The sequence below is a fragment of the Bacillus cereus group sp. MYBK227-1 genome, assembly GCF_051916325.1.
Classification (GTDB): Bacteria; Bacillota; Bacilli; order Bacillales; family Bacillaceae_G; genus Bacillus_A; species Bacillus_A cereus.
Window position 1 is genome coordinate 857,433 of sequence record NZ_JBQAGK010000002.1, and the last position, 24,957, is coordinate 882,389.

The following is a 24,957-nucleotide window of genomic DNA, read 5'->3' on the forward strand; positions in this document are numbered from 1 at the left end:
TCACAAATTATATATGCAAAAATCATGCCAATATAGAGAGGAGATGGCTACCTGTAAACGCCTGATTGGTGCATAATGATTCTTTATTGAAGTCCAAGTTTCTTTAAACGGTTATATAAAGTAGCCCTTGTTACGCCAAGTTGTTTTGCGCATTCTAATTTATTCCCATTTAAAATTCGTAAAGCCCTTTCAATAACTTTTTTCTCATGCTCATCCATCTCTTCTTGTAAAGAAAGGATTGTATTATTGTTGCTGAGTAATAGGGAATGAGCTGTATGGTTGTCTAAAGTTTCAGTCGTATGAAATGGTAGATATTCTTGTTTTATAATTCCGTCTGTTGCGAATACCACAAGCCGTTCAACAACGTTTCGAAGTTCGCGAATATTACCTGGCCAATTGTAATGAAGCAGTTCATGCATAATGCTTGAAGGTAGGTCACGAATTGGTCGGTTATAGTTGATTGAAAAATCATTTAAGAAAGAATAAGTTAATTCAATAATATCCTCGCGTCTTTCGCGCAGCGGTGGAATATGCAAGCTAACTACATTTAAGCGGTAATATAAATCTTCTCGGAAAGTTCCTTTTCTCATTTCTTCTTGTAAATCACGATTTGTAGCAGCGATAATGCGGAAATCAATATTAATTTCTTTTTCACCACCAACTCGGTAATACTTTCGCTCTTGCAGTACACGTAACAGTTTTACTTGCATATCAAGTGGCATTTCACCTATTTCATCAAGAAATAAAGTACCGCCTTGCGCGAGTTCAATTTTCCCTTTTTTTCCTTTACTATTTGCTCCAGAAAACGCCCCACGCTCGTAACCAAATAATTCACTTTCAAATAACGCTTCTGGAATTGCCCCGCAGTTAATCGAAATGAAAGGCGCCTTCGCTGCCTCACTTGCTTCATGAATTGCTTTCGCAAATACTTCTTTTCCAACTCCGCTTTCCCCAAGTATTAAAACAGTTGATTTTACCGAACAAACTTTTCTAGCTAATTGTATCGTTCTTTGTATAACAGGACTTTTCCCATTCATCGCAAGGAATGGATCGGATTCATCTTTATACTTTGCCACTTCTTGTTCTAAACGGTGCATTTCATGTGACATATTAAATAGTTTTTCATTTAAAGCGACTTGATTTGTAACATCTGTTTCTGAAACGACTGCTCCTATAATTTCATCATTACAATAAACTGGATTTGAATTAATTAATACGAATAAATCGGGACGAGGCTGATGGAACTGAGCGACTATGCTTTTTCCATCATGTAAAGATTGTAAAATTTCCAAGTCTTTATAATCAAAAAAACGAGTAATCGGTTGCCCAATAATCTCATTATGATTGACTGAAAATATTTTTTCAGCGCCATCTGTCCAAGTTCGAACGTATTCTTTACTATCAATGACTGTAACAGAAGAGTCAGTTGTTTGTATTACAGTGTCATAAAATGACTGTAGTTCATTGTAGGACTTATAAAGAAATGGAATCATTTGCTGAGAAGTTATACAGCATAGCGGCTCATCGTTTTCGTTAAGGATGATAACAGCTAATTCATAAGAAAAAGCGTCAATTAATGCAGTGAATGAGTCATCTACATAAATAATTGCGCAATTATATTCTTCTGTAGTAGAAGGGAGATAATAAAACCTTTCGTTTATTTTCTTAATGCGATCAAGGCTACATGTATGATTGATTAAAGCGCTTTCCAAAAATTCTTGTATAGTCGGAAATGAAAATGCCATAATGTCCTCCTGTTATGTATAAAAATTTTGACAGTGATAAAAAAATAATACACCTATTTACTATAAATTTAAAATATTTTTACAAATAAAAATATTATTTATAAAAATTGTATATGTACAGAATTGGCACGTCAATTGCATAAAAGAAAGTGAGAGGTTTAGGGAAAGGAGGAGTATAGTGTGAGGCACTGCGACGTTTTAATTATAGGTGGTGGAATAATAGGGTGTTCTATCGCTTATTACACTTCAAAATACGGAAGAGACGTAACAATCATTGAAAAAGGAGAATTTGTCAGCGGGACGTCTTCACGGTGTGATGGGAATATTTTGGCCATTGATAAAGACCCAGGGTTTGATAGTCAAATGTCTTTAGTAAGTCAAAAATTAGTAACTGATTTAAGTGAAGAATTAGAGCATTCATTTGAATATAGGGCACCAGGAAGTATTCTCGTATGTGAGTCAGACGAAGAGATGGAAGCTGCGCAGCAATGGGTAAATCGGCAAAAAGAAGCTGGATTACCGTTTCGAATGCTTGATAGGCAAGATATAAGAGAAGAGTCGCCTTTTTTTGCTGATGATTTATTAGGCGGTTTAGAATGTGCGACGGATTCAACTGTGAATCCATATCTCCTTGCATTCTCGCTTCTGTCAGAGGCACAAAAGTTTGGCACAAAAGCTTTTAAACAGACCGAAGTAAAGAGTATAAACATAGATACGAATGGTTCATTTGTTGTAGAAACTACGAATGGAACTTTTACAGCACAACAAGTTGTAAATGCAGCGGGTGTGTGGGCTCCTAAGATTGGTCAGATGTTAAATGTAAATATACCAATTGAACCGAGAAAAGGGCATATTATTGTAGCATCAAGACAACAACACGTAGGGTGCCGTAAAGTAATGGAATTCGGTTATTTAATTTCTAAATTTGGCGGAAAACGAAAAGTAGATGCTTTAACTGAAAAATACGGGGTTGCGCTCGTATTTGAGCCTACTGAAAGTCAAAATTTCTTAATTGGAAGTAGCCGTGAATTTGTAGGGTTTCATACGAGAATAAACAATGAAGTCATTAAATGTATTGCAAATAGAGCGATTCGCTTTTATCCGAAAATGGCAGATATGATGGTAATTCGTTCTTACGCTGGTTTACGTCCGTGGACAGAAGATCATTTACCGATTATTTCACGAGTGGAACATATTCCAAATTATTTCATTGCCGCTGGGCATGAAGGGGATGGGATTAGTCTTGCAGCAGTTACTGGGAAAGTAATTGAAGAGTTATTAAATGAAAAAGAGACAATTATTCCTATTGAACCACTTCGTTTGAGTCGTTTTACAGAAAGGGTGTTAAACGGATGAAGTCACAAAGAGTCTTTACGACAATTGATACACATACGGGTGGGAATCCAACGAGGACATTAATTAGTGGACTTCCAAAGTTGATTGGAGAGACGATGGCAGAGAAGATGTTACATATGAAAAAGGAGTATGATTGGATTCGAAAATTGTTAATGAATGAACCGCGTGGTCATGATGTAATGTCAGGGGCATTATTAACAGACCCGTGTCATCCTGAGGCTGATATAGGTGTTATATACATAGAGACAGGTGGATATTTACCGATGTGTGGTCACGATACAATCGGTGTATGTACAGCGTTAGTTGAATCAGGTTTAATTCCGGTAGTTGAACCAATTACTTCTTTAAAACTAGATACACCGGCTGGCTTAGTTGAAGTAGATATTGCTGTTCAAGATGGAAAAGCAAAAGAAGTATCTTTCTGTAACATACCAGCTTTTTTATTAAAAAATATTACTGTACAAGTGAAAGACATTGGAACTATAGAAGCTGATATTGCGTATGGAGGGAATTTTTATGCCATTATTGATGCGAAATCAGTAGATCTAGAATTAGTACCAGAAAATGCATCTACAATCATCGATAAGGCGATTCATATAAGAAACACAATTAATGAGAAGTTTGAAATCACTCATCCAGAGTATTCGTTTATAAGAGGATTAACACATGTTGAATTTTATACAGATCCTACTCATGAATGTGCGCATGTGAAAAATACAGTTGTTGTACCACCAGGCGGAATAGATCGATCTCCATGCGGTACAGGAACATCTGCGAAGCTAGCTGTATTATACGCTCAGAAAGAAATTGAAATTGGTGAAGAGTTCATTCATGAGAGTATCGTTGGTTCTTTATTTAAAGGATATGTCATGAATACGACACATGTTGAAAATATTGAAGCTGTCATAACGAAAATTACGGGATCAGCTTGGCTTATGGGTATGCATAGATTTTTTTACAATGAAATGGATCCACTTAAAGAAGGATTTTTGCTAATTCCGCCGATGGAACATGAAACGGAGGATATAAAATGAACATTCAAAAAATGTATACAGCAGTAGACGTACATGTAAATGGCGAGGCATTTCGTGTAATGAAAGACGTACCATGCAAATACTACTACAGTTTGGAGCAATTAAATGAACAATTTTCAGGTGAATTAGCAGAAGAGATGAAGCTTTTATTAAATGAACCACGTGGTTTTATCGGTTTGAATGGGTGTATTGTCGTTCCATCTATCCATAATGAAGTGGATGCAGCTGTATTATTTTTTAATCATGAAGGTTCGATTCCGCTTCATTATGGAGGCATTGTTGCAGTAATAACGATGTTACTCGAAAGTGGGTATTTAAAAAAGAGAGAGTCCAATCAATACAAAATTGAAACGTTATCTGGAATATTTTTAGTTCATGCGTATGTAGAGAATGATGAAGTTATATCGGTTTCGTTTGAAAGCAAACTATGCTATTTGATTGAGGAAAATTTACAGGTTGGTAATGTAAGTTATTCTCTCATACAAGCAGATAAAGTATATGCAGTTGTAGAAAAAGGTGCGTATTCGCCAGAAATTCGTGTTGAAAACATTTCAGAATTGAAAAGATGGGGAGAAGCTACACTGCAGGCTATACAAAAACAGTCGCTAATAAAAAGGCTTATTTTAGTAGATCCTTCGCAAAAAGAAAAGAACCATATAAAGTCGATTACATTTCATGAAGATAACTTTATCGTACGTTCGCCAGGTTTTGTTTCTACTATCGTTTCCTATGTTCATGCGTTATTTAAAAATGATTATATGGCGGATAAACCTTTTAAAAATGAAAGTATATTTAATAGTTTTATAACTGTGGAAAAAGTGAAGAAGGAGGAACTAGGATACATTTTCCGTTTTGAAAGTAGAGGATTTATTACAGGAATGCAGACGTTTCTATTAGACCCTACGGATCCATTTCCGGCAGGTTTCTTATTAAAATAAAATGTGATAAGGAGAGATAAATATGCAAAAAATTAAAGGGGCATTTCCAGTATTAATAACACCGATGGATGAATTTCAGGAAATTAATTGGGATGGGGTAAAACAAAATGTAAATTACTTTATCGAACAAAAGGTTGCAGGTGTCATCATTAATGGAAGTACAGGAGAGTTTGTAAGTTTATCAAAAGAAGAACGATTTAAAATGGTAGAAACCGTGTTGAAAGAAATTGATGGCCGTATTCCAGTCATTGTTGGAACTGCAGCAGAGACGACGAAAGAAACAATTGAATATACGAAACATGCAGAAGCGCACGGAGCGGATTGTGCATTAATTATAAACTCTTACTATTGTAAACCGAAGGAAGAGGAGATTTATTTTCATTTTAAAGAAATCTCAAATTCTGTAAATATACCAATTATGCTATACAATAACCCATTTACTTCTGGTGTTGATATGAGTACAAAGCTAATGCTCCGTATTGGAAAAGAGTGTGAAAATGTTACACATATTAAAGAATCTAGCGGAGATATTCGAAAAGCGAGAGATTTAGTAAGACAAAGTGAAGGGGCTTTCCAAGTCTTCTGTGGTTCTGAAGATTTAGTTATGGAATCATATTTAGTTGGTGCTTCGGGATGGGTTTCAGTAGCAGGAAATATCGTTCCCGGTCTCGTTACAAAAATGTATGAGCATTTTCAAAATGGTGAATTAGAAAAGGCGTGGGAAATAAACGATGCTATTTTACCACTTTGCGAGTTTCTTGAAGGATCAGGGAAATATGTTCAAATCGTTAAACGTTCCATGGAATTACATGGGCAAGCGGGAGGACCTTCTCGCTATCCAAGACTAGGATTAACTGTTGACGAAGATCAAAAGCTTCAAACGATTTTATCAAATATTGCAGCTCATGTAGCTGTTTAAATAAGGAGGAGAACATAATGTTAAAGACAAATATTGAGCTGAAACCAAAAGTGGAAGCGTTTTTAAATGAAGAAATTAAAATGTTTATTAATGGCGAATTTGTTGCTGCTATTGGGGGAAAGACGTTTGAAACGTATAATTCAGCTACAGAAGATGTTCTAGCTGTCGTATGTGAAGCGCAAGAAGAGGATATTGATGCTGCAGTAAAAGCGGCAAGATCTGCATTTGAATCCGGTCCGTGGGCAGAAATGACTACTGCTGAAAGAGCGCATCTTATTTATAAATTAGCAGATTTAATTGAAGAACATAGAGAAGAATTAGCGCAACTAGAAGCTTTAGATAATGGAAAGCCATATCAAGTAGCACTTGATGATGATATTTCAGCAACTGTAGAAAATTATCGTTATTACGCAGGATGGGCTACAAAAATTATTGGGCAAACAATCCCAATTTCAAAAGATTACTTAAATTACACGAGACATGAACCTGTAGGTGTTGTAGGTCAGATTATTCCGTGGAATTTTCCGCTCGTTATGTCTTCTTGGAAAATGGGAGCTGCACTGGCGACAGGTTGTACGATCGTATTAAAGCCAGCAGAGCAAACGCCTTTATCTTTACTATATACAGCAAAACTTTTTAAAGAGGCTGGATTTCCAAACGGTGTTGTAAACTTTGTACCAGGCTTTGGTCCTGAAGCAGGAGCAGCAATTGTAAATCATCATGACATTGATAAAGTTGCTTTTACAGGATCTACTGTTACAGGAAAGTATATTATGCGTCAGTCTGCAGAAATGATTAAGCATGTAACGTTAGAGCTTGGCGGCAAATCACCAAATATCATTTTAGAAGATGCGGACTTGGAAGAAGCAATTAATGGTGCATTCCAAGGTATTATGTATAATCACGGTCAAAATTGTAGCGCAGGATCACGTGTATTTGTTCATCGTAAACATTATGAAACTGTAGTAGATGCACTTGTGAAAATGGCGAACAACGTAAAACTTGGAGCAGGTATGGAGAAAGGAACGGAAATGGGTCCACTCGTATCTAAGAAACAACAAGAGCGTGTGTTACATTACATTGAGCAAGGGAAGAAAGAAGGCGCTACAGTTGCGGCTGGTGGTGAACGTGCACTTGAAAAGGGTTATTTCGTTAAGCCAACTGTATTCACAGATGTTACAGACGATATGACAATCGTTAAGGAAGAAATATTTGGACCAGTTGTTGTTGTTCTGCCATTTGATTCGACAGAAGAAGTAATTGAACGAGCGAACAACTCATCCTATGGCCTTGCTGCGGGTGTATGGACGCAAAATATCAAAACGGGTCATCAAGTGGCAAATAAATTAAAAGCAGGAACAGTGTGGATTAATGATTATAACTTAGAAAATGCAGCTGCACCATTTGGTGGATACAAACAATCTGGTATTGGCCGCGAATTAGGTTCATATGCGCTTGATAATTATACAGAAGTGAAAAGTGTTTGGGTAAATATAAAGTAATAGGGTGTTTTACTGACAAAAATTGAGGGATGAAATAATGAAAGATGCGGACAACTAGAAAGTTTGATAATAGTTGTCCGTTTTCTTATATACAAAATTGCTTTTCCAAAGAATGATAAGGGGGATTTGGATGGAGAATTTAGTAGAATGGTTAGTAGGGCAAGTGTGGAGTATCGGTTTAGTTGTTTTTGCATTAGGGGCAGGCGTATATTTCACGATTGCAACACGCTTTTTGCAAATTCGTTATTTTAAAGAGATGATTAAACTATTATTTGAAGGAAAGAGTTCAGAGACGGGAATATCATCTTTTCAGGCATTTTGTTTAGCCTTATCGGGAAGAGTGGGAATTGGTAATATTGCAGGGGTAGCGACAGCAATTGCTTTCGGCGGGCCTGGAGCTGTATTTTGGATGTGGGTAATGGCTTTGTTAGGGGCAGCGAGCGCGTTTGTAGAATCAACATTATCTCAAGTATACAAAAGTAAAGTAGGGAATGAATATCGCGGCGGTACTCCATATTTCATTGAGAGAGGTTTAAAAATGAAATGGTTTGCAGTCATTGTAGCGGTAGTTGTAACACTTTCATATGGCGTGTTATTACCAGGTATTCAATCTAGTAGTATCGCAGTTGGATTCGAAAGCTCTAATGGTATTAGCAAATATATAACTGGTATATTTTTAGTCGTGTTACTAGCAGCAATTATTTTTGGTGGTGTAAAGAGAATTGCCGGTGTTTCTCAAATGCTTGTGCCATTTATGGCAATTGGTTATGTAATTGTTACATGTATCATATTAATTGCGAATGTAACGGAGATTCCAAGTATGTTTGCTTTAATTTTCTCTAGTGCATTTGGTGTAAATGAAATGTTTGGTGGAATTGTTGGTGCAGCTATTGCATGGGGCGTAAAACGCGCTGTATTTTCAAACGTTGCTGGTGTCGGAGAAGCGACGTATAGTTCGGCGGCTGCTGAAGTATCGCATCCTGCAAAACAAGGATTAGTTCAAGCGTTTTCCGTATATATCGATACAATTGTCGTATGTACAGCGACAGCTCTTATGATTTTAATAACAGGTATGTATAATGTTATACCTGAAGGGAAAACCGCTATTGTACAAAATATAGGAAATGTGGAAGCTGGTCCAATTTATACACAACAAGCAGTTGAAACTGTGATAACAGGGTTTGGTCCAATATTTATTTCAATTGCGATTTTCTTTTTTGCATTTACAACGTTACTCGCTTATTACTATATCGCTGAAACGACACTTACTTATTTAGATCGTCAATTGAAGTATGGCTGGTTAAAACCAGTTTTAAAATTTGGATTTTTAATTATGGTTTACATCGGTAGTGTTGAATCAGCGTCGCTTTTATGGAATCTCGGAGATTTAGGAATCGGTAGTATGGCATGGTTAAACTTAATCGCGATTCTATTATTAAGTAAAATCGCATTAAAAGTGTTAAAAGACTATGAAAGGCAGAAAAAAGAAGGGAAAGATCCAGTATTTAATCCTAAAAATGTGGGGATTGAAGGATTAACATTTTGGGAAGAAAGAAGTAAAGAGGTTGAAAGAAAAAGTTCTAGAGAAAAAGTTATTGTAGATGATAATTTAAAATTATAACGTAAATTAACTGAAAATTCTTAATTTAAAAGAAGGTATATTGTCTCCATTTCATCACATACTACAATAGGTATGGATAATATGACTGGAGGGAATAAGATGGAACATGAGCAACATAGTTCGATAAATGATATTCTACATCATTATAAAGAAGGTATAGGTAGTTTTACAAATCAAATTCCTGAAATCGCTGAGACATATAATGCGTTCACGCAAGCTTGTTTTCAAGAGGGTGCTTTAACAAAAAGAGAAAAGCAACTTATTGCATTAGGAATTAGTTTAGCAACGCAAGATGAGTATTGTACAATTTATCATACAAAAGGTTGTCTTGATCAAGGATGTTCAGATAAAGAGATTCTGGAAGCATGTGGTGTTTCAGCAGCATTTGCTGGCGGAGCTGCGATGAGTCAAGCGGTAACTTTAGTGCAAGAGTGTTTAACAGAACTGAAAAATCAAAAGCATTGAATAAAAAAACGTTTTAAACTTTATGTTTAAAACGTTTTTTATTTGAAATTAAATTTGTATTCAATTTAATATGCTATATCTTCATAAATAGATTTTTCTACATCAGGAAGAACTGTGTATATACTCTTACCCATTAAAGCTTCTAATTCTTTCTTAATCGCATAAAACCCTTTCCAATGTAAAGATGTATGAGATGTTGTACCATGACGCAAACCAACAGAAATTAATCTTCTTTCCAGCGTAGTAAAGCCACCCGCATCAGCAAGAGCGTCACAAAGAGTAATTACTTTATTGTATAAGTCGTAGTTACAATGTTCATTTAATATTTCAACTAACCGGCTTCTCATATGGTCAGGAACGAGACTCCATTCCGCTGCGATATCTATATGTTCATTTTTGCATGGGAATGAGTGTGTCACACAAATAACAGCGTTTCCTGTATACCCTAAATCATTCATATACATATAACCATCATAGGAATGAATGACCGATTTGGTAAAACCTTTGTATCTTCCGATATCATGCAAAAGGGCAGCGTTATATGCTATGTCAGCATCTAAGTTATACCCATTTTTAATAAGTTCTATAATTATGTTTTCAGTTGCATGAGCAACATGTAGTGAATGTTCAAACCAAGGGCCCGGGTTTTGTTCATATGCCCATTCGAGTAATTCTTTTGCGTACGTTCTATCTAATATATATTTCATATCGTTATCCTTTCACAAAAAATCATATCTTTCTATAAATTCATCTTATTATTTCATTATTCCTTCTTTAAAAATTGTTACAATGAAACAAAAGGGGGAAAAGTAATGCGAAATTTAGTAATTGAAGAAATAAAGCAACTAGAAAATGATATGGAAGAACTTTCGAAACTTTTGAAAATGGTTGTAAATGATGGGGCATCAATTGGTTTTTTGCCTCCACTGGAACAAAAAGACGCAACAAAGTATTGGCAAACAGTATTAGCGCCAGAAGTGATATTGTATGTGGCTAAAATAAACAACGAAGTAGCAGGGAGTATTCAATTACAATTAGTTACTAAGCCTAACGGAATTCATAGAGCCGAGATTTGCAAATTAATGACTCATCCAAACTTTAGACGTAACGGTATTGGACGATCGCTTATGCAAAAAGCAGAGGAACGAGCAAAGCAAGAAAACAGGTCTCTTTTAGTATTAGATACTAGAGAAGGAGATCCTTCCAATAAACTGTACAAATCACTAGACTACCAAGAAGTTGGAACAATACCAGGGTATGCAATTTCTCCGAATGGTAAGTTAGATGCTACGGTTATTTATTATAAAAACATTTAAGGTATAATCAAACGGGGAGAGTGCTTAATTATTAGTAAGTGAATAATAAACGACTATTTTTAACACCGTCTATATTTTTCTGGCGGTGTTAAAATAGTTAATTATAATCTAATTAACGCACTAAATGAATTTGAGAAAGTTTTTAGAGGGTTCTTTTAGTAATGATTCTCGTCTTATAATAAATGTAGAGAAGATGACTAGCCAACTATAGTTATTTTCGCTTTATTATCGGAAGGGGATGAAAGTATGAAAAAGAATAGTTTACAAAAGATGAAGAAAGTTATTTTAAGTGGTGGAGTATTACTTACGGGATTATTAACATTTGGATTTTCAGAAAAGGCTTCAGCTCATGGATATGTAGAATCACCAGCGAGCCGATCTTATTTATGTAAGCAAGGGGTAAATGTAAATTGTGGACCGATTCAATATGAACCACAAAGCGTAGAAGGGATAGGTGGATTTCCGCAACTAGGACCTTCTGATGGACAAATTGCAGGGGCTGGTCATTTTCCCGCTTTAGATGTTCAAACTGTAGATAGGTGGAAGAAAGTTACGTTAAATGGCGGGACGAATACATTCAAGTGGAAACTAACGGCTCCTCATAGTACAAAAGAGTGGAAATATTATATTACGAAAAAAGGTTGGAATCCAAATAAACCTTTAACGCGATCAGATTTAGATTTAGTGCCATTCTATGTGAAAAATGACGGTGGAGCTAGACCAGGGACAACAGTAACGCACGAAGCAAATGTACCAACTGACCGTAGTGGATACCATCTTATTTTAGCTGTTTGGGAAATTGCAGACACTGGAAATGCGTTTTATCAAGTTATAGATGTAAACCTTTTGAATAATGGCTTATCCTCAAATTTCGCTTTTAACAATGTAGTGCAAGCTCCTACACTATTTTAATTGAAACATACATTTCGATCATCTAATTCATTTTAGATGATTTTTTTTATGAAAATGATGAAAAATATAGAAGAAAGTGCAATTATTTATAAAAAAATATGCTTTAAATATTGTCATATTTGCTTCTTTAAGATATCCTTTTCATGAAGAGGTGGAAAACATGGAAAAAGTACTAGTTTTCGGGCATAAAAACCCAGATACAGATGCAATTTGTTCTGCAATTGCTTATGCAGAATTGAAAAAAGAATTAGGAATGAATGCTGAGCCTGTACGTTTAGGCGAAATCAGCGGTGAAACTCAATTTGCGTTAGACTATTTTAAAGTAGAAGGACCGCGTTTTGTTGAGACAGTAGCAAGCGAAGTGGACAACGTTATTTTAGTTGACCATAACGAGCGTCAACAAAGTGCTAACGATATCGAATCAGTTCGTGTGTTAGAAGTTATTGACCATCACCGTATTGCTAACTTTGAAACAAGCGATCCTATATACTATCGTTGTGAGCCAGTTGGCTGTACAGCTACAATCTTAAACAAAATGTACAAAGAAAATGGCGTAACAATTCGTAAAGAAGTTGCAGGTTTAATGTTATCTGCAATCATTTCAGATTCTTTACTATTCAAATCTCCAACTTGCACAGAACAAGACGTAGCAGCTGCTCGTGAATTAGCGCAAATCGCTGGTGTAGATGCAGATAACTACGGCTTAGAAATGTTAAAAGCTGGTGCTGACTTAAGCGGAAAAACAATGGAGCAATTAATCTCTCTTGACGCTAAAGAATTCCAAATGGGTAATGCGAAAGTTGAAATCGCACAAGTAAACGCTGTTGATACAAACGACGTTCTTGTACACCAAGCGGAACTTGAAAAAGTAATCTCTGCAGTAGTAGAAGAAAAAGGTTTAGACCTATTCTTATTCGTTGTAACTGATATCTTAACTAATGATTCTGTCGGTCTTGCGATCGGTAAAGCAGCAAACGTTGTTGAGAAAGCATACAACGTATCACTAGAAAACAACACAGCTACTTTAAAAGGTGTTGTATCTCGTAAAAAACAAATCGTACCAGTATTAACAGAAGCATTCCAAGCTTAATCGTATTGCGTACAGATGAACAGTAAGGACAAGTAGTCAGATTGGCTACTTGTCCTTTTTTATCTCTAAAAAACAGAAAATTAAAAACGGGAGGATTGTGTATGTTTAATGATTTGGAGAGTAAATTACAGTCACTTTTAGAACGAAATATTACGTCGGTTTCAGAATTAGAGAGCTGGCTCTCGGAGGAGCTACGTTTAAACGCTGAAATACAGAAGTTGCGTTTGACTTTTTAGAAGAAAGGATATAAAGTACTGCAAGGGTCATTCTAAATTTGATTAACGAATTAAAATAAGGATAGCGTTAGCTATCCTTATAATCGTTTATTCGTAAGATTTTTTCTTGTTTATATAAAATGTAATTATAGCAGTAATGAAGAAAATAGGTATCGCATACACTTGCCCAACAAATAACTTCCAGCCGACATAATTATAGCCTTCAGATGCTGGGATGATAACGGAAATAACGCAAACAATAAAATAGACTAATAGTGCAGGGATAATATTTTTCATTTTTATGGACCTCCTTCCTAATTTAATTTATAAATCATAATATTTAAATTTAATTATAAAAAATTTGAAGAAAAAAATGCAAAAATTTTTATGGTATTATAATATTTGCAATGAGAGTGATCCATAGTACATATATGGTAAAATGTGTAATTTAAACTTTTCAGAATTATTATATAGTATTTTGAGAGAAAAATGTACAAAATAATGAATTTTATTTACCAAAGTAAAGGGAGTAGAAATATATATGAAAAGGATATGTATAATTCCATGTGGAAAAAAGAAAATTTGGGATAAACATTCAGACTACGGACCGATGGAAGCAAAAGATGTGTATATTAGTCCGTTCGGAAAAGCATGTCAGGCGTACGCAACTATGTTTTTCGAAAACTGGGTTATATTATCGGCGAAACATGGATTTTTAAGACCAAATGATATTGTATTAGAAAACTATGATCTTGCATTTGATTCAAAAAGCGATGAGGTAATAAATATAGAGCAATTACAAAAACAGATGGTAGATAAAAGTTTATTACAGTTTGACGAAATCGTCTTACTAGCAGGGAAGAAGCATAAAAAAGTAGTGACAAAGTTATATCCAGAAGAAATGATTACATATCCGCTAGAGGGGTGTAAAGGGATTGGATATATGTTGCAGAGGTTGAAAGAAGCTGTGAAGGAAGGGGAGGAAATATAGGTGTAGTTTCAGTGATTTTAAACTCTATTTATTTAGAGAGCTGAAAAGTAAAATAGAGTTTTTAGGCATCGCCGAAAGGGTGATGCTTTTTTTTGTTCGTGTCGTCATTCATGTAAAAGTAATTTAGAGAATAAATCATTCGATTTATGAAGCGATAGCTTTTTTATATCGATAACAAATTGCTTCACTTCTAGGAAATGTAGGACATATGGGTACAGTTAAGATTGTAAGTGGGAATAGCAATAAGACAAGTTTTGAATAGGATATTAAGAAAGGAGATGTTGATAAATAATGGCCAGATATAGTTTGCACGGAGGACACAATAGTATTGTTCAAGGTGCTAATTTTGGGAATCGGAAAGAACACGTTTTAGATAGGCAAGTTAAAGATGCTGTGGCGGCTAAGTTAAGATCCCTAGGACATACGGTTTATGACGATACGGACGAGGTAGGGGCAACTCAATCACAAAATTTAAATAATATCATTCGGAATAGCAATTCCCATGCTGTGGATTTAGTTATTTCTTTTCATCTTAATGCAAGTGATGGAAATGGACAGGGTGTTGAGGTTTTGTATTATGATCAGAAAGATTTGGCGGCTAAAATCTCAGCTCAACTAGCAAAAGATATTGGATGGCGTGATCGAGGTGCGAAACAGCGTACAGATTTAGCGGTATTAAATGGGACGAAAGCACCTGCTATTCTTATAGAATTAGGATTTATTGACAATGAATCTGATATGGCAAAATGGAATGTTGATAAAATCGCTAATTCTGTTGTATTTGCTCTTACAGGACAAACTGGAGGAGGTGCAGCGGATTTGCTCAAAGTAAAAACTGGTGGTGTAGCATTTAGTAATTTACAAGCTTTGGCTCAAGCTATGGTAGATGCGGGTATTGATGGACAAATTGTCGTTCAGAAAGATGGCATTGGTTATGCTATAACGAATGGCTATCCGTCTGGAAATATCGATAAATTTACAGCTTGGTTAGATGCACGAAAATGGTACTATGAGTACGTGAGATAAAATGAAAATTAGTTTGATTAAAAACTAAAAATTGTCTTATTTTTAGTTAACAAGTATATTAAGTAACCAATAATTATGTAACTATAAAAATATGGACAATTTATATGTAAATTAGTACACAAAACCACCTGTCAGAAAGGTGGTTTTATTTATCAAGCTATTTGTGGGTAGTAAAATTCTCACCTCAAAATTCGGATGAAGCTAAGAAATTAGGTGGGAATTCCACTGCTCGTAGCCTCCTACTAATTATAGTTTCACTTTATATAGTTTAGAGTTTTGTAAACCTTTACTTATTCAACCCGTAATAATATTTTGTTTTCTCAATACATAAGCCGAATTTTAAATTATTACCCAATAATATAATACCTCTCATACTATTTATTAGTTGATAATAGCAAAAAAACAAGCTTTGAATATAATAATGAAAAAGGAGATGTTAAATAATGGGTTATATTGTAGATATTTCGAAATGGAATGGCGACATTAACTGGGATATCGCAGCACCACAATTAGATTTTGTAATTGCACGTGTGCAAGATGGTTCAAATTATGTAGATCCTTTATATAAAAATTATGTACAAGCAATGAAAGCAAGAAATATTCCGTTTGGTAATTATGCGTTCTGTCGTTTCGTTTCAGTAGAGGATGCACGGATAGAAGCAAGAGACTTTTGGAACCGTGGTGATAAAAATGCAACAGTTTGGGTAGCTGACGTAGAAGTAAGAACAATGAACGATATGAGAGCGGGTACACAAGCTTTTATTGATGAATTACGCAGATTAGGAGCTAAGAAGGCTGGTTTATATATTGCTCATCATATGTATGCTCCATTTGGAATGGCAAATGTCAATTCTGATTTTGTATGGATTCCTCGTTATGGTGGTAACAAACCAGCATATCCATGTGATATTTGGCAATACACAGAAACAGGCAATGTGGCTGGTATCGGCAAGTGTGATTTAAATAAGCTGATTGGAAATAAGCCGTTAGCTTGGTTTACAAATCAAATTGTTGAGCCGATAAAAAAACAAGAAGGGGTTGGAATTATAGTGAATAAATATAACAAAGTAGTTACTTATGAATTTGGTGTAAATTTAGTTCCTGACATGATTCAAATGATGGATAAGCTTGGATATACTTCTAAAATAATATCTCGTGGAGATAACCAAGGGCTTGTGTATTTCGAAACAGATTATCGTCAAGGGAACGAACTGGACAAAGCAACTGCTTGGTTAGATACGAAAGGAATTAAATATTTTTATACAAAAGAGTAGTTTGCTAAATAAAAAGCCGTCATGTGACGGTTTTTTATTTTTATGTAATCTTTTAACTCTACTTATAATATGGAGAAAATAGACTAATAAACAAGCCTTTGTATACTTTTAAACATAGAATATGATGAATTCTATTAAGGAGGAAGCAGATTCATGGGGAATACTTGTCATTGTGGGCATTCCCGAAATTGTAATACATTTTGGGATAATTTAATGTTTGGGAGATGTAGATGTAAACGCAATGATTTTCACGAATGTTGTTGCAAAGAGAAACCGAAATGTGAGTGTGAAAAATGTCATTGTAAAACAAAACCGAAATGCCATTGTATTCATGAAGAGGAAGGGTATTAATAATAAAAAAGAGTACGATACGTACTCTTTTTTTGGGTGATTATATTCCATCTTGAACAGATTTCTTTACAATTACCCATGTGTCTTTCTTTTTAACCGTTATAGCTACATTAGTTCCATTAGATTCCTTATAAAAGATATATCCATTGTTTGAGTTTACATATGTTACTGGTTCGCCTATGCAATCTCGCGAGCAGGATTTGTTGACCAGTTCAATTAGGGATAGTTCACTTGGATCGGTTTTGCTTGCTTCTATAACAGCATCAAGGCTTGTTTTTCGATAACCTTGCAAGTTTATATGAAAAAGCTGCTCTATTTCTCCTGTAATGCTAGTGTTCATTACTTCTACTGAATTCTTTTTTTCTTGAAGAAAGCCGTTTTCATAAAGTAATTTTGTATAGCCAATCCATGCTATTAACACTAGCATGAAAAACATACCCGTCATTTTAAGTATTCGAAGTCGTTTGCTTATAATTGTTTCTGAGTATTTCATTCACTCTAATCCTCCAATGTTTTTAATTTAAAATATGCTTGGATACATACTTTTAGAAGAGGATGAAAGTTAATGAGTTTTCAATAAAAAAGAAAACATCCAGAGTTAGATGCTTTCTTTTTTTGTATTTTTGGCTATCTGTTCGTTACTTGTTTCATAAGTGGTCTTATTTCTTTAACTGGTGGTTTCTTATCATAGGCATCAACGTAAGAAAAGTAGTAGTTTAAGTTTCTTAGAAGACCTTTTCCTATTTTTGCACTTAAGAAAGGAAATACTTGTCCGGTATAATCATCGAGAGATTTACAGTAATATTTTTCATCTAAATATATACTGTATTTACATGTTAGTTCTACTAAAGGATTCCCTTCATCATCAAATACTTCTTTAGAATCAATAATATCTATTAGTGCAAATTTTTCATTTAAGTAAACTTTCTTTTTTTTCTCGTGTTTATTTGTAAGTATAAAAACGAGACCAATCGCGTTAATCAAACTATTTCCTCCTATAAAAAACGGATATTAATAAAATATATCGATATAAGCTAAATGTAAAGAGGAGAGGTGAAATATCATGGAGAGAAAACTAAATAAGCCGATTTATGTTTGGAAACCGACTTATTTTTATCAAGTATTACTTAGTAGTAATACCTACTCTGATTAAAGTTTCACTTTATTGAAATACTTGCGGGAATTGTTTTACGATTGCGTTTGTTATCATGTCGGCCATTTCTAATGCTTCTTTTTCAATTTTATCGTAAAGTTTTACTCCTGCTTCATAATCTTTATTTAGGAAGGCAAGTGCTTCTGCTTTCGTTAGTGCTAAATGTTCATAAAACATTTTTCTAAATTCTTCTTTATCTATATATGGGTTGATACTGTTAAGAAATTCAATAATTTCATCACCATTAGCGTACCATTTTTTCTCTATAGCGGCCGCTGCATTTTGATTACCAGCTTTTGCGGCTTTAACAAGATCCGCTGCAATTACTAAGTGATCTTTAATTAATGCACTATATTTTTTCACTGCATCCTCACCGTAAAATGGTTCAAGTGATAGTCCCATATGTGTTGCGTTTTGTAGAAGTCGTCCAACAGTAACGTTAACATCTGGTAAATTAAAGACTATACTTATAATAGCCAATCTCGTCCAAGCGACGTGTTGTTCCCATAAAGAACGCATATACCCTTTTAAAAAATTCTCATTTTTACTAATTCGGTAGTTCCGTACGGATAAATCATAGTTTACATAAGGGTTATGGTAGGGGGAGTAATACGATTGCCAATAAGAATACATAAATAGTAACACTCCTTTGAACATGTATAACTCAAAGTATGATGAAGATTTATTTTTAGTTACGTGTCCTAGATTATTTTTAGGGAATTTGAAATGGAGAAATTCAATGAATGGTGTTGTGGTATATATGAATAAATTGAATATAAAGTAAAAGAGGGTCTGCAAGGGAAGTTGCAGACCCTCAAAAGGGTATTGCCGAGATGTCGGACTCGACTACGTAATGTTATCATAAAATTCTTTTGAAAAACCCTGGTAAATGTGTCCAAATGAAATTAGGACCTTCATACAGTCAAAGGGACCTGCTTCCCGCGGCAGGCCCCAATAACTAGATAATGTCGATGAGCAAAAAACTCATCTGGAGTACTTTTATAGTAACAAGTAAAATGTCTTTTGTGTATTGAGAAAGAAGAATTGCATAATTATATGTGAACAATTTAACTCCCAACAATTCATGATTATCATGAATTGTTGGGAGTTAAATATGGTTATAAAATGGAGAAAAGATTTGGAAGTGAGATCGAGGTACACAGAAGTATGTAATCATGAAAAAGACCTGCTAATATAAGCAGGTCAACTTAAGGGGTTTATCCAACAGATTATTATATATGGTAACAACTGAATTGTAGTAAGTCTATACATTTAATATTGAGAAAAATTCTGTGAATGATATATTTTTTGCGCATATATTAACGTCGAAAAAGTTGAGAAAGAAAATGTAAAAGCTTTTTATAAGAGAATAATGGTTGATACTTATAGTATGATTCATATTTCCACGCATCATTATTAGAGAATTGGAGTTTTTGTGTTTTCGTTTTCGTTTTCGCTGTGATGGAACTCATATTACGATGCTTCATATAGTAACCTCCTGAATTTATATGTATACGATTAGTAGTATTCAAGGAGAATTAATAAAATGTGTATTTATTTTGAAATTCGTTATAATTGCTAATCATTCTCAAAAACGTAAAGAAGCATAAAATAATGAAAAAGCAGGCTGTTAGTCATGTATTCATCACTTTCATGATGCATAAGAGATGATATAATAGGAGTAGATGAAAGATAAAGAAAAGCAGGTGACTCTTTTTTGTTTACAAAAGCACAAGAACTTTTAGCGTCTTATTTCGGTTATTCGTCATTCCGAAGAGGACAAGATGAAACAATTAAAAATGTATTAGATGGAAAAGACACTGTCTGTATTATGCCTACAGGTGGTGGTAAGTCAATTTGTTATCAAATTCCCGCATTAGTATTTGAAGGAACAACGTTAGTTATATCGCCTTTAATATCACTTATGAAAGACCAAGTAGATACATTAGTACAAAACGGTATTTCAGCTACCTATATTAATAGTTCTATTTCGATTGCGGAAGCGAATCAGCGAATTCAATTAGCGAAACAAGGACATTACAAATTACTTTATGTCGCGCCTGAGCGTCTTGATTCGATGGAGTTTGTTGACCAACTTATCGATATGAAAATCCCTATGATTGCGATTGATGAAGCACACTGTATTTCACAGTGGGGACATGATTTCCGTCCAAGTTATTTACATATACATCGCATATTAGATTATCTTCCAGAAAAGCCGCTCGTATTAGCATTAACAGCAACAGCAACACCGCAAGTACGTGATGATATTTGTAATACACTTGAAATTAATCAAGAAAATACAATTATGACAACGTTTGAGCGTGAGAACTTATCGTTTTCTGTTATTAAAGGGCAAGATCGAAATGCATATTTGGCGGATTATATTCGTCAAAATCAAAAGGAATCTGGGATTATATATGCAGCTACTAGAAAAGTAGTCGATCAGTTATATGAAGATTTAATGAAGGCAGGAGTTTCTGTATCAAAATATCACGCTGGTATGAGTGATATTGATCGAAATGAGCAACAAGAACTCTTTTTACGAGATGAAGTAAGTGTAATGGTAGCAACATCTGCATTCGGGATGGGTATTGATAAATCGAATATTCGTTACGTAATTCATTATCAGCTTCCAAAAAATATGGAAAGTTACTATCAAGAAGCAGGACGTGCTGGTCGTGACGGATTAGATAGTACATGTATATTGTTATATTCTTCTCAAGATGTACAAGTACAGCGTTTTTTAATTGATCAATCAACTGGAGAATCACGTTTTTCAAATGAACTTGAAAAATTGCAAAATATGACCGATTACTGTCATACAGAACAATGTTTACAATCATTCATTTTGCAATACTTTGGAGAAGAACCGAAAGAAGATTGTGGACGCTGTGGTAATTGTACAGACAATCGCGAGAGCATCGATGTGACAAGGGAATCACAAATGGTTTTATCATGCATGATTAGAACGAACCAACGCTTTGGAAAGCAAATGATAGCGCAAGTATTAACTGGGTCGAAGAATAAGAAAGTTATTGAATTTAATTTTCATACTTTACCAACGTATGGGCTTTTATCGAACCGTAGTGTAAAAGAGGTCAGTGAGTTTATTGAGTTTTTAATTTCAGACGAGTTAATTGCAGTTGAGCATGGCACTTATCCGACGTTAAAAGTAACTGAAAAAGGGAAAGAAGTATTACTTGGTAAAGAGAATGTTTTACGAAAAGAACGAGTAGAGACAAGACAAATTGTTCAAGACCATTCTTTATTTGAAGTGCTTCGTGAAGTACGTAAAGAAATTGCACAAGGAGAAGGTGTACCTCCGTTCGTTATTTTCTCTGACCAAACATTAAAAGATATGTGTGTGAAAATGCCGCAAAGTGATTCCGAATTGTTGACGGTAAAAGGTATCGGAGAACACAAACTTGTGAAATATGGCTCGCACTTCTTACAAGCAGTTCAGCATTTTATTGAGGAAAATCCAAATTATGCTGAAACGATTAAGACAGAAGTAGTTTCAGAGCGTAAAAAGTCAGGAAAAGCGTCCGCAAATTCTCATTTAGAAACGTATGAAATGTATAAACAAGGTATTGATTTGAATGAGATTGCAAAAGAACGTAACTTATCAAGACAAACAATCGAAAACCATTTAATTCGCTGCTATGAGGATGGAATGGAAGTAGATTGGAAAAGCTTTGTTCCAGCAGAGTATGAATCTCTTATTGAAACTGCCGTTCAAAATGCAGATGGTGGTCTGAAATCTATTAAAGAACAGCTTCCGAATGAAGTGAGTTACTTTATGATTCGTGCTTATTTACAAATAAGAAAGTAGAGGCATATAAAGGGGATAAGAATTTATGTATCATGTTTTCGTTTATGGCACGTTAAGAAGAGGACAAACGAATGCTCATTATATGCTAGGTGCAACATGCATCGCAGACAGAGCTTGGACATATGGCAAATTATTTGATACGAACGAAGGATATCCGGCCATGACTTATTCGATTGAAGAACAGGTGTATGGAGAAGTTTATGTAGTAAATGATGAGATATTGTGTAAGTTAGATGAACTAGAAGAATATACAGGTAATGCGGAGACTGATTTATATGATCGAATCACGCAAACAGTATATGTTGCTGATAGGGAAATTGAGGCATATGTGTATATCGCTCAAGATAAAAAGATGTTAAAGAAAGTGATAGACTCTGGTGACTGGCTTATGTATCAAAAAATATAATAAGGTAGTTTTAAAAATTGGAAAGCAGATAATGACGAATTCATTATCTGCTTTTTATTGTGTGAATAATTGTCGTTCTCTTTTTATTCTTATAGTTCTTAGTACGATTCCAATTCCGAGAAATAAAACAGTAGCAGCGACCCCGCTAATAGGATTTAACCAAAAATCACTACTGTTTGTAAGGGTAATAATCCCTGTTAGGGTAACTAAAACAGTAGGAACAGCATCCTCAATCGCATGCATGATAACGCATGGCCAGACGGATTTTGTAAGTCTATATATTTCAACATACATAATTGACCAACAAACCATAAGGATACAGCCAGATAAAAGCATATTTAATCTTGAGATAGATTCAAAATATTCATTTGAAGAGCCTCCTTTACTTTTATTTATCCTACTATTTATGGGCAGTAAAACGCCCATTGATTAAATTCTTTAATTTTTACAATGTTTTTTAATAGATAAATTAAATAGGAGACAAATAGAAAGTAGTATCTTTTGCATGCATCATTATACTATATGTGTATTTGTGTGATTTAGATGTTGCATATTCTTTTTAAATTAGAAAGATGAAAAGTAAGTTTTTTCGGAAAATTTAAATAGAAACTATTGACTTTATGATTGGATTTTTAATACAATGATACTTCGACTGAAAAATTAGAACGGACAGGAGGGAATCGTCGAAATGAGCAACATATTTGAAGATGAGTTACAAAAAATGAAGGATACTTTACATATGATGGATGAGCAATTGGATAAGCTTGAAAAAATCCCAGTTTATTATGGAGAAGATTTTAAAGAGCAAATTCTTGAAAGTATGAGGGAGTCTAATAGACAAAACTTACGTATTGGTGTGCAAGAGCCGTACTTTGGAAGGTTAGATTTTCAGGAAGATGGAAAAGAAGAAGTTATGCCGATTTATATCGGAAAAGTAGGGGTTTCGGATATGGACACGATGAAGCCAATCATTATCGATTGGCGGGCACCTGTCGCAAGTATGTTTTATTCATTTACCGGTGGAGACGAATTAGCATTTTATCAATCACCAGATGGGTTAGTAGAAGGTGATGTGTATTTAAAACGAAACATTTCCATTCGAAAAAGAGAACTTGAACGTGTTGTTGATACATATGTAAAAGGAAATGAAGATGTATCGCATGCCGATGATTTTCTTCTATATCGATTAGGTGAGAATAAAGATAATAAGCTAAAGGATATTGTTTCAACGATTCAATCGGAACAAAATGATATTATTCGAGCGGAAAGAAATTTACCATTACTTATTCAAGGGGTTGCAGGGAGTGGAAAGACAACAATTGCTTTACATCGCCTTGCTTTTTTAATTTATGAATATCGTGAACAACTAGAAGCAGAAAGAATGATCGTATTTGCGCCGAATAGTCTGTTTTTAGACTATATTTCGAGTGTACTTCCTGAATTAGGTGTAGGGAATATTAATCAAACAACGTTTCCGGATTGGGCATTACGTACGTTAGATGATTCAGTGAAACTAAAGCAGACAGAAGAAAAATTGAAAGAAGCATTTTCAATTAATCGTGATGAAAAGAAGGTAATGCTAGGTAAATTAAAGGGTACGTTGGAATTTAAGACGTTTATTGAAGAGAGAATGATCCAATTTGAAAATGAGTTAGTTCCGACAAAAGATTTTGAGGCGTGGGATAGAGCGATTATTCCAGTAGAAGATATTAAAAAATGGATGCAAGTTGAATATAAACATTATCCTTTACAGAAAAGAAGAGAACGATTAGTAGGACGAATGAAGCGCTGGATTGAAATTGAGCTTAAAAAATTCGGGGAAACAAACGAGAAAAAATTACTAAAAAAAGAAGCGACTAAGAGACTGAACGCATATATGAAGTTTTGGCCGAAAATGAGTGCTCTTTCACTGTATAGTTCAATAGTAAAAAGTAAAGAAATACTTGAGGCATTACCTGAAGAACTTGTTAAAGAAACAGAAAAGAGTTGTCGTAAAAAAGAAGTGTATGTAGAAGATTTACCAGCTTTAATATACATACATCATCGTATAACAGGGATTGAAATCGGGCAGAAGTTTCATCACGTTGTTATTGATGAAGCGCAAGATTTTTCGCCTTTCCAAGTTTATGTATTAAAAGAAATTACATTAGGTAATTCTTTCACTATATTAGGTGATTTATCGCAAGCGATTTATGATTACCAAGGAATTGAAGATTGGAATGCTTTTAAGGAAGTATTCCAAGAAACCGGTTATTATGAATTGACAAGAAGTTATCGTTCTACAAAAGAAATTATTGAATTTGCAAATGAAATAATTAAAAATGCAGAAATCCCAGTAGGACTCGCAACACCAGTCTTCCGCAGTGGAGAAGATGTGAAAGTAATTCATGCAGAAAATCAATTTACTGAAATTGTGAAGACGGTAAAACATTTGCAAAATGCAGATGTGAAAACAATTGCGGTAATCGGAAGAACAGAAGATGAATGCCGTGATATATATGTGAAATTAACAAATGCAGGATTAACGGTCAACGTAATTGAAGCAAACCAAAGTAAATATGAAGGTGGTATATCAGTAGTACCTGTCTATTTAGCGAAAGGTTTAGAATTTGATGCGGTGCTTTTAATTGATGTGGATGAAGAACATTACAAAAACACAAAACATGATGCAAAATTACTATATGTCGGATGTACGAGATCACTTCATGACTTATGGATTTTCCATAGTGGGGAAGCGTCACCTTTAATTAAAGGATTAAAATAAAGTGGAACTATAATCAGTGGGGAGTTTTACTGCAAGCTAATGTG

The 24,957-nt window shown here is 34.5% G+C and carries 24 protein-coding genes and 1 pseudogene; 17 read left to right on the top strand and 8 right to left on the bottom strand.

The window, feature by feature from the left end:
* Nucleotides 1–83 precede the first annotated feature (83 nt).
* Complete coding sequence (locus ACTFRM_RS11470) at nucleotides 84–1,745, bottom strand: sigma-54 interaction domain-containing protein (protein ID WP_000885732.1); 1,662 nt, start codon at nucleotides 1,743–1,745, stop codon at nucleotides 84–86.
* A gap of 180 nt (nucleotides 1,746–1,925) precedes the next feature.
* Between ACTFRM_RS11470 and ACTFRM_RS11475 the strand changes: the two genes are divergently transcribed.
* The 7 genes from ACTFRM_RS11475 (at nucleotide 1,926) to ACTFRM_RS11505 (ending at nucleotide 9,580) form a co-directional block, all read left to right on the top strand.
* A complete protein-coding gene (locus ACTFRM_RS11475; protein WP_025689383.1) occupies nucleotides 1,926–3,101 on the top strand; it encodes an NAD(P)/FAD-dependent oxidoreductase in 1,176 nt (391 codons plus the stop codon).
* Nucleotides 3,098–4,135 carry a proline racemase family protein gene (locus ACTFRM_RS11480; RefSeq protein WP_000842048.1) on the top strand — a complete coding sequence of 346 codons (1,038 nt, stop codon included), beginning with the start codon at nucleotides 3,098–3,100 and terminating at the stop codon, nucleotides 4,133–4,135. The genes ACTFRM_RS11475 and ACTFRM_RS11480 overlap by 4 nt, the downstream gene beginning before the upstream one ends.
* Complete coding sequence (locus ACTFRM_RS11485) at nucleotides 4,132–5,073, top strand: proline racemase family protein (protein ID WP_001025560.1); 942 nt, start codon at nucleotides 4,132–4,134, stop codon at nucleotides 5,071–5,073. Before ACTFRM_RS11480 ends, ACTFRM_RS11485 begins: the two co-directional genes overlap by 4 nt.
* 22 nt (nucleotides 5,074–5,095) lie before the next feature.
* Nucleotides 5,096–5,992, top strand: a complete 897-nt coding sequence (dapA, locus tag ACTFRM_RS11490; protein WP_001169456.1) for a 4-hydroxy-tetrahydrodipicolinate synthase — start codon at nucleotides 5,096–5,098, stop codon at nucleotides 5,990–5,992.
* 17 nt (nucleotides 5,993–6,009) lie between these two features.
* Nucleotides 6,010–7,494: an aldehyde dehydrogenase family protein gene (locus ACTFRM_RS11495; protein WP_322372913.1), complete on the top strand. Its 1,485-nt coding sequence runs from the start codon at nucleotides 6,010–6,012 to the stop codon at nucleotides 7,492–7,494.
* A 130-nt stretch (nucleotides 7,495–7,624) separates the two neighbouring features.
* Entirely contained in the window at nucleotides 7,625–9,115 is a 1,491-nt protein-coding gene (locus tag ACTFRM_RS11500; protein ID WP_322372912.1) for an alanine/glycine:cation symporter family protein, read from the top strand.
* Between the two features lie 72 nt (nucleotides 9,116–9,187).
* Nucleotides 9,188–9,580 carry a carboxymuconolactone decarboxylase family protein gene (locus ACTFRM_RS11505; protein ID WP_001999958.1) on the top strand — a complete coding sequence of 131 codons (393 nt, stop codon included), beginning with the start codon at nucleotides 9,188–9,190 and terminating at the stop codon, nucleotides 9,578–9,580.
* A gap of 65 nt (nucleotides 9,581–9,645) precedes the next feature.
* Here ACTFRM_RS11505 and ACTFRM_RS11510 read toward each other — a convergent pair whose 3' ends face one another.
* Nucleotides 9,646–10,287, bottom strand: a complete 642-nt coding sequence (locus ACTFRM_RS11510) for an HD domain-containing protein (protein WP_000875113.1) — start codon at nucleotides 10,285–10,287, stop codon at nucleotides 9,646–9,648.
* A 105-nt stretch (nucleotides 10,288–10,392) separates the two neighbouring features.
* On the opposite strand from ACTFRM_RS11510, the gene ACTFRM_RS11515 reads away from it, so the two are divergent.
* From ACTFRM_RS11515 to ppaC, 3 genes are all read left to right on the top strand, one after another.
* Complete coding sequence (locus ACTFRM_RS11515; protein ID WP_001245258.1) at nucleotides 10,393–10,896, top strand: GNAT family N-acetyltransferase; 504 nt, start codon at nucleotides 10,393–10,395, stop codon at nucleotides 10,894–10,896.
* Between the two features lie 246 nt (nucleotides 10,897–11,142).
* A complete protein-coding gene (locus ACTFRM_RS11520) occupies nucleotides 11,143–11,808 on the top strand; it encodes a lytic polysaccharide monooxygenase (RefSeq protein ID WP_000742279.1) in 666 nt (221 codons plus the stop codon).
* A gap of 160 nt (nucleotides 11,809–11,968) precedes the next feature.
* The gene (gene ppaC / locus ACTFRM_RS11525) at nucleotides 11,969–12,898 is read left to right on the top strand and encodes a manganese-dependent inorganic pyrophosphatase (RefSeq protein WP_000416873.1); all 930 of its coding nucleotides are present in this window, start codon (nucleotides 11,969–11,971) and stop codon (nucleotides 12,896–12,898) included.
* A gap of 323 nt (nucleotides 12,899–13,221) precedes the next feature.
* On the opposite strand, the gene ACTFRM_RS11530 is transcribed toward ppaC, so the two are convergent.
* Nucleotides 13,222–13,410: a DUF4017 family protein gene (locus ACTFRM_RS11530; protein ID WP_000789485.1), complete on the bottom strand. Its 189-nt coding sequence runs from the start codon at nucleotides 13,408–13,410 to the stop codon at nucleotides 13,222–13,224.
* A 244-nt stretch (nucleotides 13,411–13,654) separates the two neighbouring features.
* On the opposite strand from ACTFRM_RS11530, the gene ACTFRM_RS11535 reads away from it, so the two are divergent.
* The 4 genes from ACTFRM_RS11535 (at nucleotide 13,655) to ACTFRM_RS11550 (ending at nucleotide 16,795) form a co-directional block, all read left to right on the top strand.
* Nucleotides 13,655–14,104, top strand: coding sequence for a DUF6884 domain-containing protein (locus ACTFRM_RS11535; RefSeq protein WP_000820903.1), 450 nt, complete (start codon nucleotides 13,655–13,657; stop codon nucleotides 14,102–14,104).
* A 291-nt stretch (nucleotides 14,105–14,395) separates the two neighbouring features.
* Nucleotides 14,396–15,130 (top strand): N-acetylmuramoyl-L-alanine amidase, encoded by a 735-nt coding sequence (locus tag ACTFRM_RS11540; protein WP_000135290.1) that lies wholly within the window; start codon nucleotides 14,396–14,398, stop codon nucleotides 15,128–15,130.
* A gap of 443 nt (nucleotides 15,131–15,573) precedes the next feature.
* Nucleotides 15,574–16,404, top strand: coding sequence for a GH25 family lysozyme (locus ACTFRM_RS11545; RefSeq protein ID WP_063220353.1), 831 nt, complete (start codon nucleotides 15,574–15,576; stop codon nucleotides 16,402–16,404).
* Nucleotides 16,405–16,621: 217 nt separating this feature from the next.
* Nucleotides 16,622–16,795 carry a hypothetical protein gene (locus tag ACTFRM_RS11550; protein WP_000503004.1) on the top strand — a complete coding sequence of 58 codons (174 nt, stop codon included), beginning with the start codon at nucleotides 16,622–16,624 and terminating at the stop codon, nucleotides 16,793–16,795.
* Here ACTFRM_RS11550 and ACTFRM_RS11555 read toward each other — a convergent pair whose 3' ends face one another.
* The 4 genes from ACTFRM_RS11555 to ACTFRM_RS11570 form a co-directional block, all read right to left on the bottom strand.
* Nucleotides 16,796–17,248 (bottom strand): hypothetical protein, encoded by a 453-nt coding sequence (locus tag ACTFRM_RS11555; RefSeq protein ID WP_000877572.1) that lies wholly within the window; start codon nucleotides 17,246–17,248, stop codon nucleotides 16,796–16,798.
* A gap of 134 nt (nucleotides 17,249–17,382) precedes the next feature.
* Nucleotides 17,383–17,739 carry a hypothetical protein gene (locus tag ACTFRM_RS11560; protein WP_000606231.1) on the bottom strand — a complete coding sequence of 119 codons (357 nt, stop codon included), beginning with the start codon at nucleotides 17,737–17,739 and terminating at the stop codon, nucleotides 17,383–17,385.
* 178 nt (nucleotides 17,740–17,917) lie between these two features.
* Entirely contained in the window at nucleotides 17,918–18,541 is a 624-nt protein-coding gene (locus ACTFRM_RS11565; RefSeq protein ID WP_000287728.1) for a hypothetical protein, read from the bottom strand.
* Nucleotides 18,542–19,227: 686 nt separating this feature from the next.
* On the bottom strand, nucleotides 19,228–19,395 hold the full coding sequence (locus ACTFRM_RS11570; protein ID WP_171840950.1) for a hypothetical protein: 168 nt from the start codon (nucleotides 19,393–19,395) through the stop codon (nucleotides 19,228–19,230).
* A 230-nt stretch (nucleotides 19,396–19,625) separates the two neighbouring features.
* On the opposite strand from ACTFRM_RS11570, the gene recQ reads away from it, so the two are divergent.
* Nucleotides 19,626–21,743 (top strand): DNA helicase RecQ, encoded by a 2,118-nt coding sequence (gene recQ, locus ACTFRM_RS11575; protein ID WP_440043311.1) that lies wholly within the window; start codon nucleotides 19,626–19,628, stop codon nucleotides 21,741–21,743.
* A gap of 25 nt (nucleotides 21,744–21,768) precedes the next feature.
* Entirely contained in the window at nucleotides 21,769–22,149 is a 381-nt protein-coding gene (locus ACTFRM_RS11580) for a gamma-glutamylcyclotransferase family protein (RefSeq protein ID WP_000274908.1), read from the top strand.
* A gap of 54 nt (nucleotides 22,150–22,203) precedes the next feature.
* Here the strand turns inward: ACTFRM_RS11580 and ACTFRM_RS11585 are convergent.
* A pseudogene (locus ACTFRM_RS11585) lies at nucleotides 22,204–22,518 on the bottom strand (CPBP family intramembrane glutamate endopeptidase); the annotation flags it as partial.
* 319 nt (nucleotides 22,519–22,837) lie between these two features.
* Between ACTFRM_RS11585 and ACTFRM_RS11590 the strand changes: the two are divergent.
* On the top strand, nucleotides 22,838–24,913 hold the full coding sequence (locus ACTFRM_RS11590) for a HelD family protein (protein ID WP_322372911.1): 2,076 nt from the start codon (nucleotides 22,838–22,840) through the stop codon (nucleotides 24,911–24,913).
* Nucleotides 24,914–24,957 lie beyond the last annotated feature (44 nt).

What these genes read in the sequence shown, in the direction of transcription:
- ACTFRM_RS11520 (WP_000742279.1), top strand. Translation starts at nt 11,143, where the DNA reads ATGAAAAAGAATAGTTTACAAAAGATGAAGAAAGTTATTTTAAGTGGT.
- ACTFRM_RS11485 (WP_001025560.1), top strand. Translation starts at nt 4,132, where the DNA reads ATGAACATTCAAAAAATGTATACAGCAGTAGACGTACATGTAAATGGC.
- ACTFRM_RS11590 (WP_322372911.1), top strand. Translation starts at nt 22,838, where the DNA reads ATGAGCAACATATTTGAAGATGAGTTACAAAAAATGAAGGATACTTTA.
- ACTFRM_RS11500 (WP_322372912.1), top strand. Translation starts at nt 7,625, where the DNA reads ATGGAGAATTTAGTAGAATGGTTAGTAGGGCAAGTGTGGAGTATCGGT.
- ACTFRM_RS11510 (WP_000875113.1), bottom strand. Translation starts at nt 10,287, where the DNA reads ATGAAATATATATTAGATAGAACGTACGCAAAAGAATTACTCGAATGG.
- ACTFRM_RS11570 (WP_171840950.1), bottom strand. Translation starts at nt 19,395, where the DNA reads ATGAAGCATCGTAATATGAGTTCCATCACAGCGAAAACGAAAACGAAA.
- ACTFRM_RS11505 (WP_001999958.1), top strand. Translation starts at nt 9,188, where the DNA reads ATGGATAATATGACTGGAGGGAATAAGATGGAACATGAGCAACATAGT.
- dapA (WP_001169456.1), top strand. Translation starts at nt 5,096, where the DNA reads ATGCAAAAAATTAAAGGGGCATTTCCAGTATTAATAACACCGATGGAT.
- ACTFRM_RS11515 (WP_001245258.1), top strand. Translation starts at nt 10,393, where the DNA reads ATGCGAAATTTAGTAATTGAAGAAATAAAGCAACTAGAAAATGATATG.
- ACTFRM_RS11540 (WP_000135290.1), top strand. Translation starts at nt 14,396, where the DNA reads ATGGCCAGATATAGTTTGCACGGAGGACACAATAGTATTGTTCAAGGT.
- ACTFRM_RS11555 (WP_000877572.1), bottom strand. Translation starts at nt 17,248, where the DNA reads ATGAAATACTCAGAAACAATTATAAGCAAACGACTTCGAATACTTAAA.
- ACTFRM_RS11580 (WP_000274908.1), top strand. Translation starts at nt 21,769, where the DNA reads ATGTATCATGTTTTCGTTTATGGCACGTTAAGAAGAGGACAAACGAAT.
- ACTFRM_RS11495 (WP_322372913.1), top strand. Translation starts at nt 6,010, where the DNA reads ATGTTAAAGACAAATATTGAGCTGAAACCAAAAGTGGAAGCGTTTTTA.
- ACTFRM_RS11535 (WP_000820903.1), top strand. Translation starts at nt 13,655, where the DNA reads ATGAAAAGGATATGTATAATTCCATGTGGAAAAAAGAAAATTTGGGAT.
- ACTFRM_RS11480 (WP_000842048.1), top strand. Translation starts at nt 3,098, where the DNA reads ATGAAGTCACAAAGAGTCTTTACGACAATTGATACACATACGGGTGGG.
- ACTFRM_RS11530 (WP_000789485.1), bottom strand. Translation starts at nt 13,410, where the DNA reads ATGAAAAATATTATCCCTGCACTATTAGTCTATTTTATTGTTTGCGTT.
- ACTFRM_RS11565 (WP_000287728.1), bottom strand. Translation starts at nt 18,541, where the DNA reads ATGTATTCTTATTGGCAATCGTATTACTCCCCCTACCATAACCCTTAT.
- ppaC (WP_000416873.1), top strand. Translation starts at nt 11,969, where the DNA reads ATGGAAAAAGTACTAGTTTTCGGGCATAAAAACCCAGATACAGATGCA.
- ACTFRM_RS11545 (WP_063220353.1), top strand. Translation starts at nt 15,574, where the DNA reads ATGGGTTATATTGTAGATATTTCGAAATGGAATGGCGACATTAACTGG.
- ACTFRM_RS11470 (WP_000885732.1), bottom strand. Translation starts at nt 1,745, where the DNA reads ATGGCATTTTCATTTCCGACTATACAAGAATTTTTGGAAAGCGCTTTA.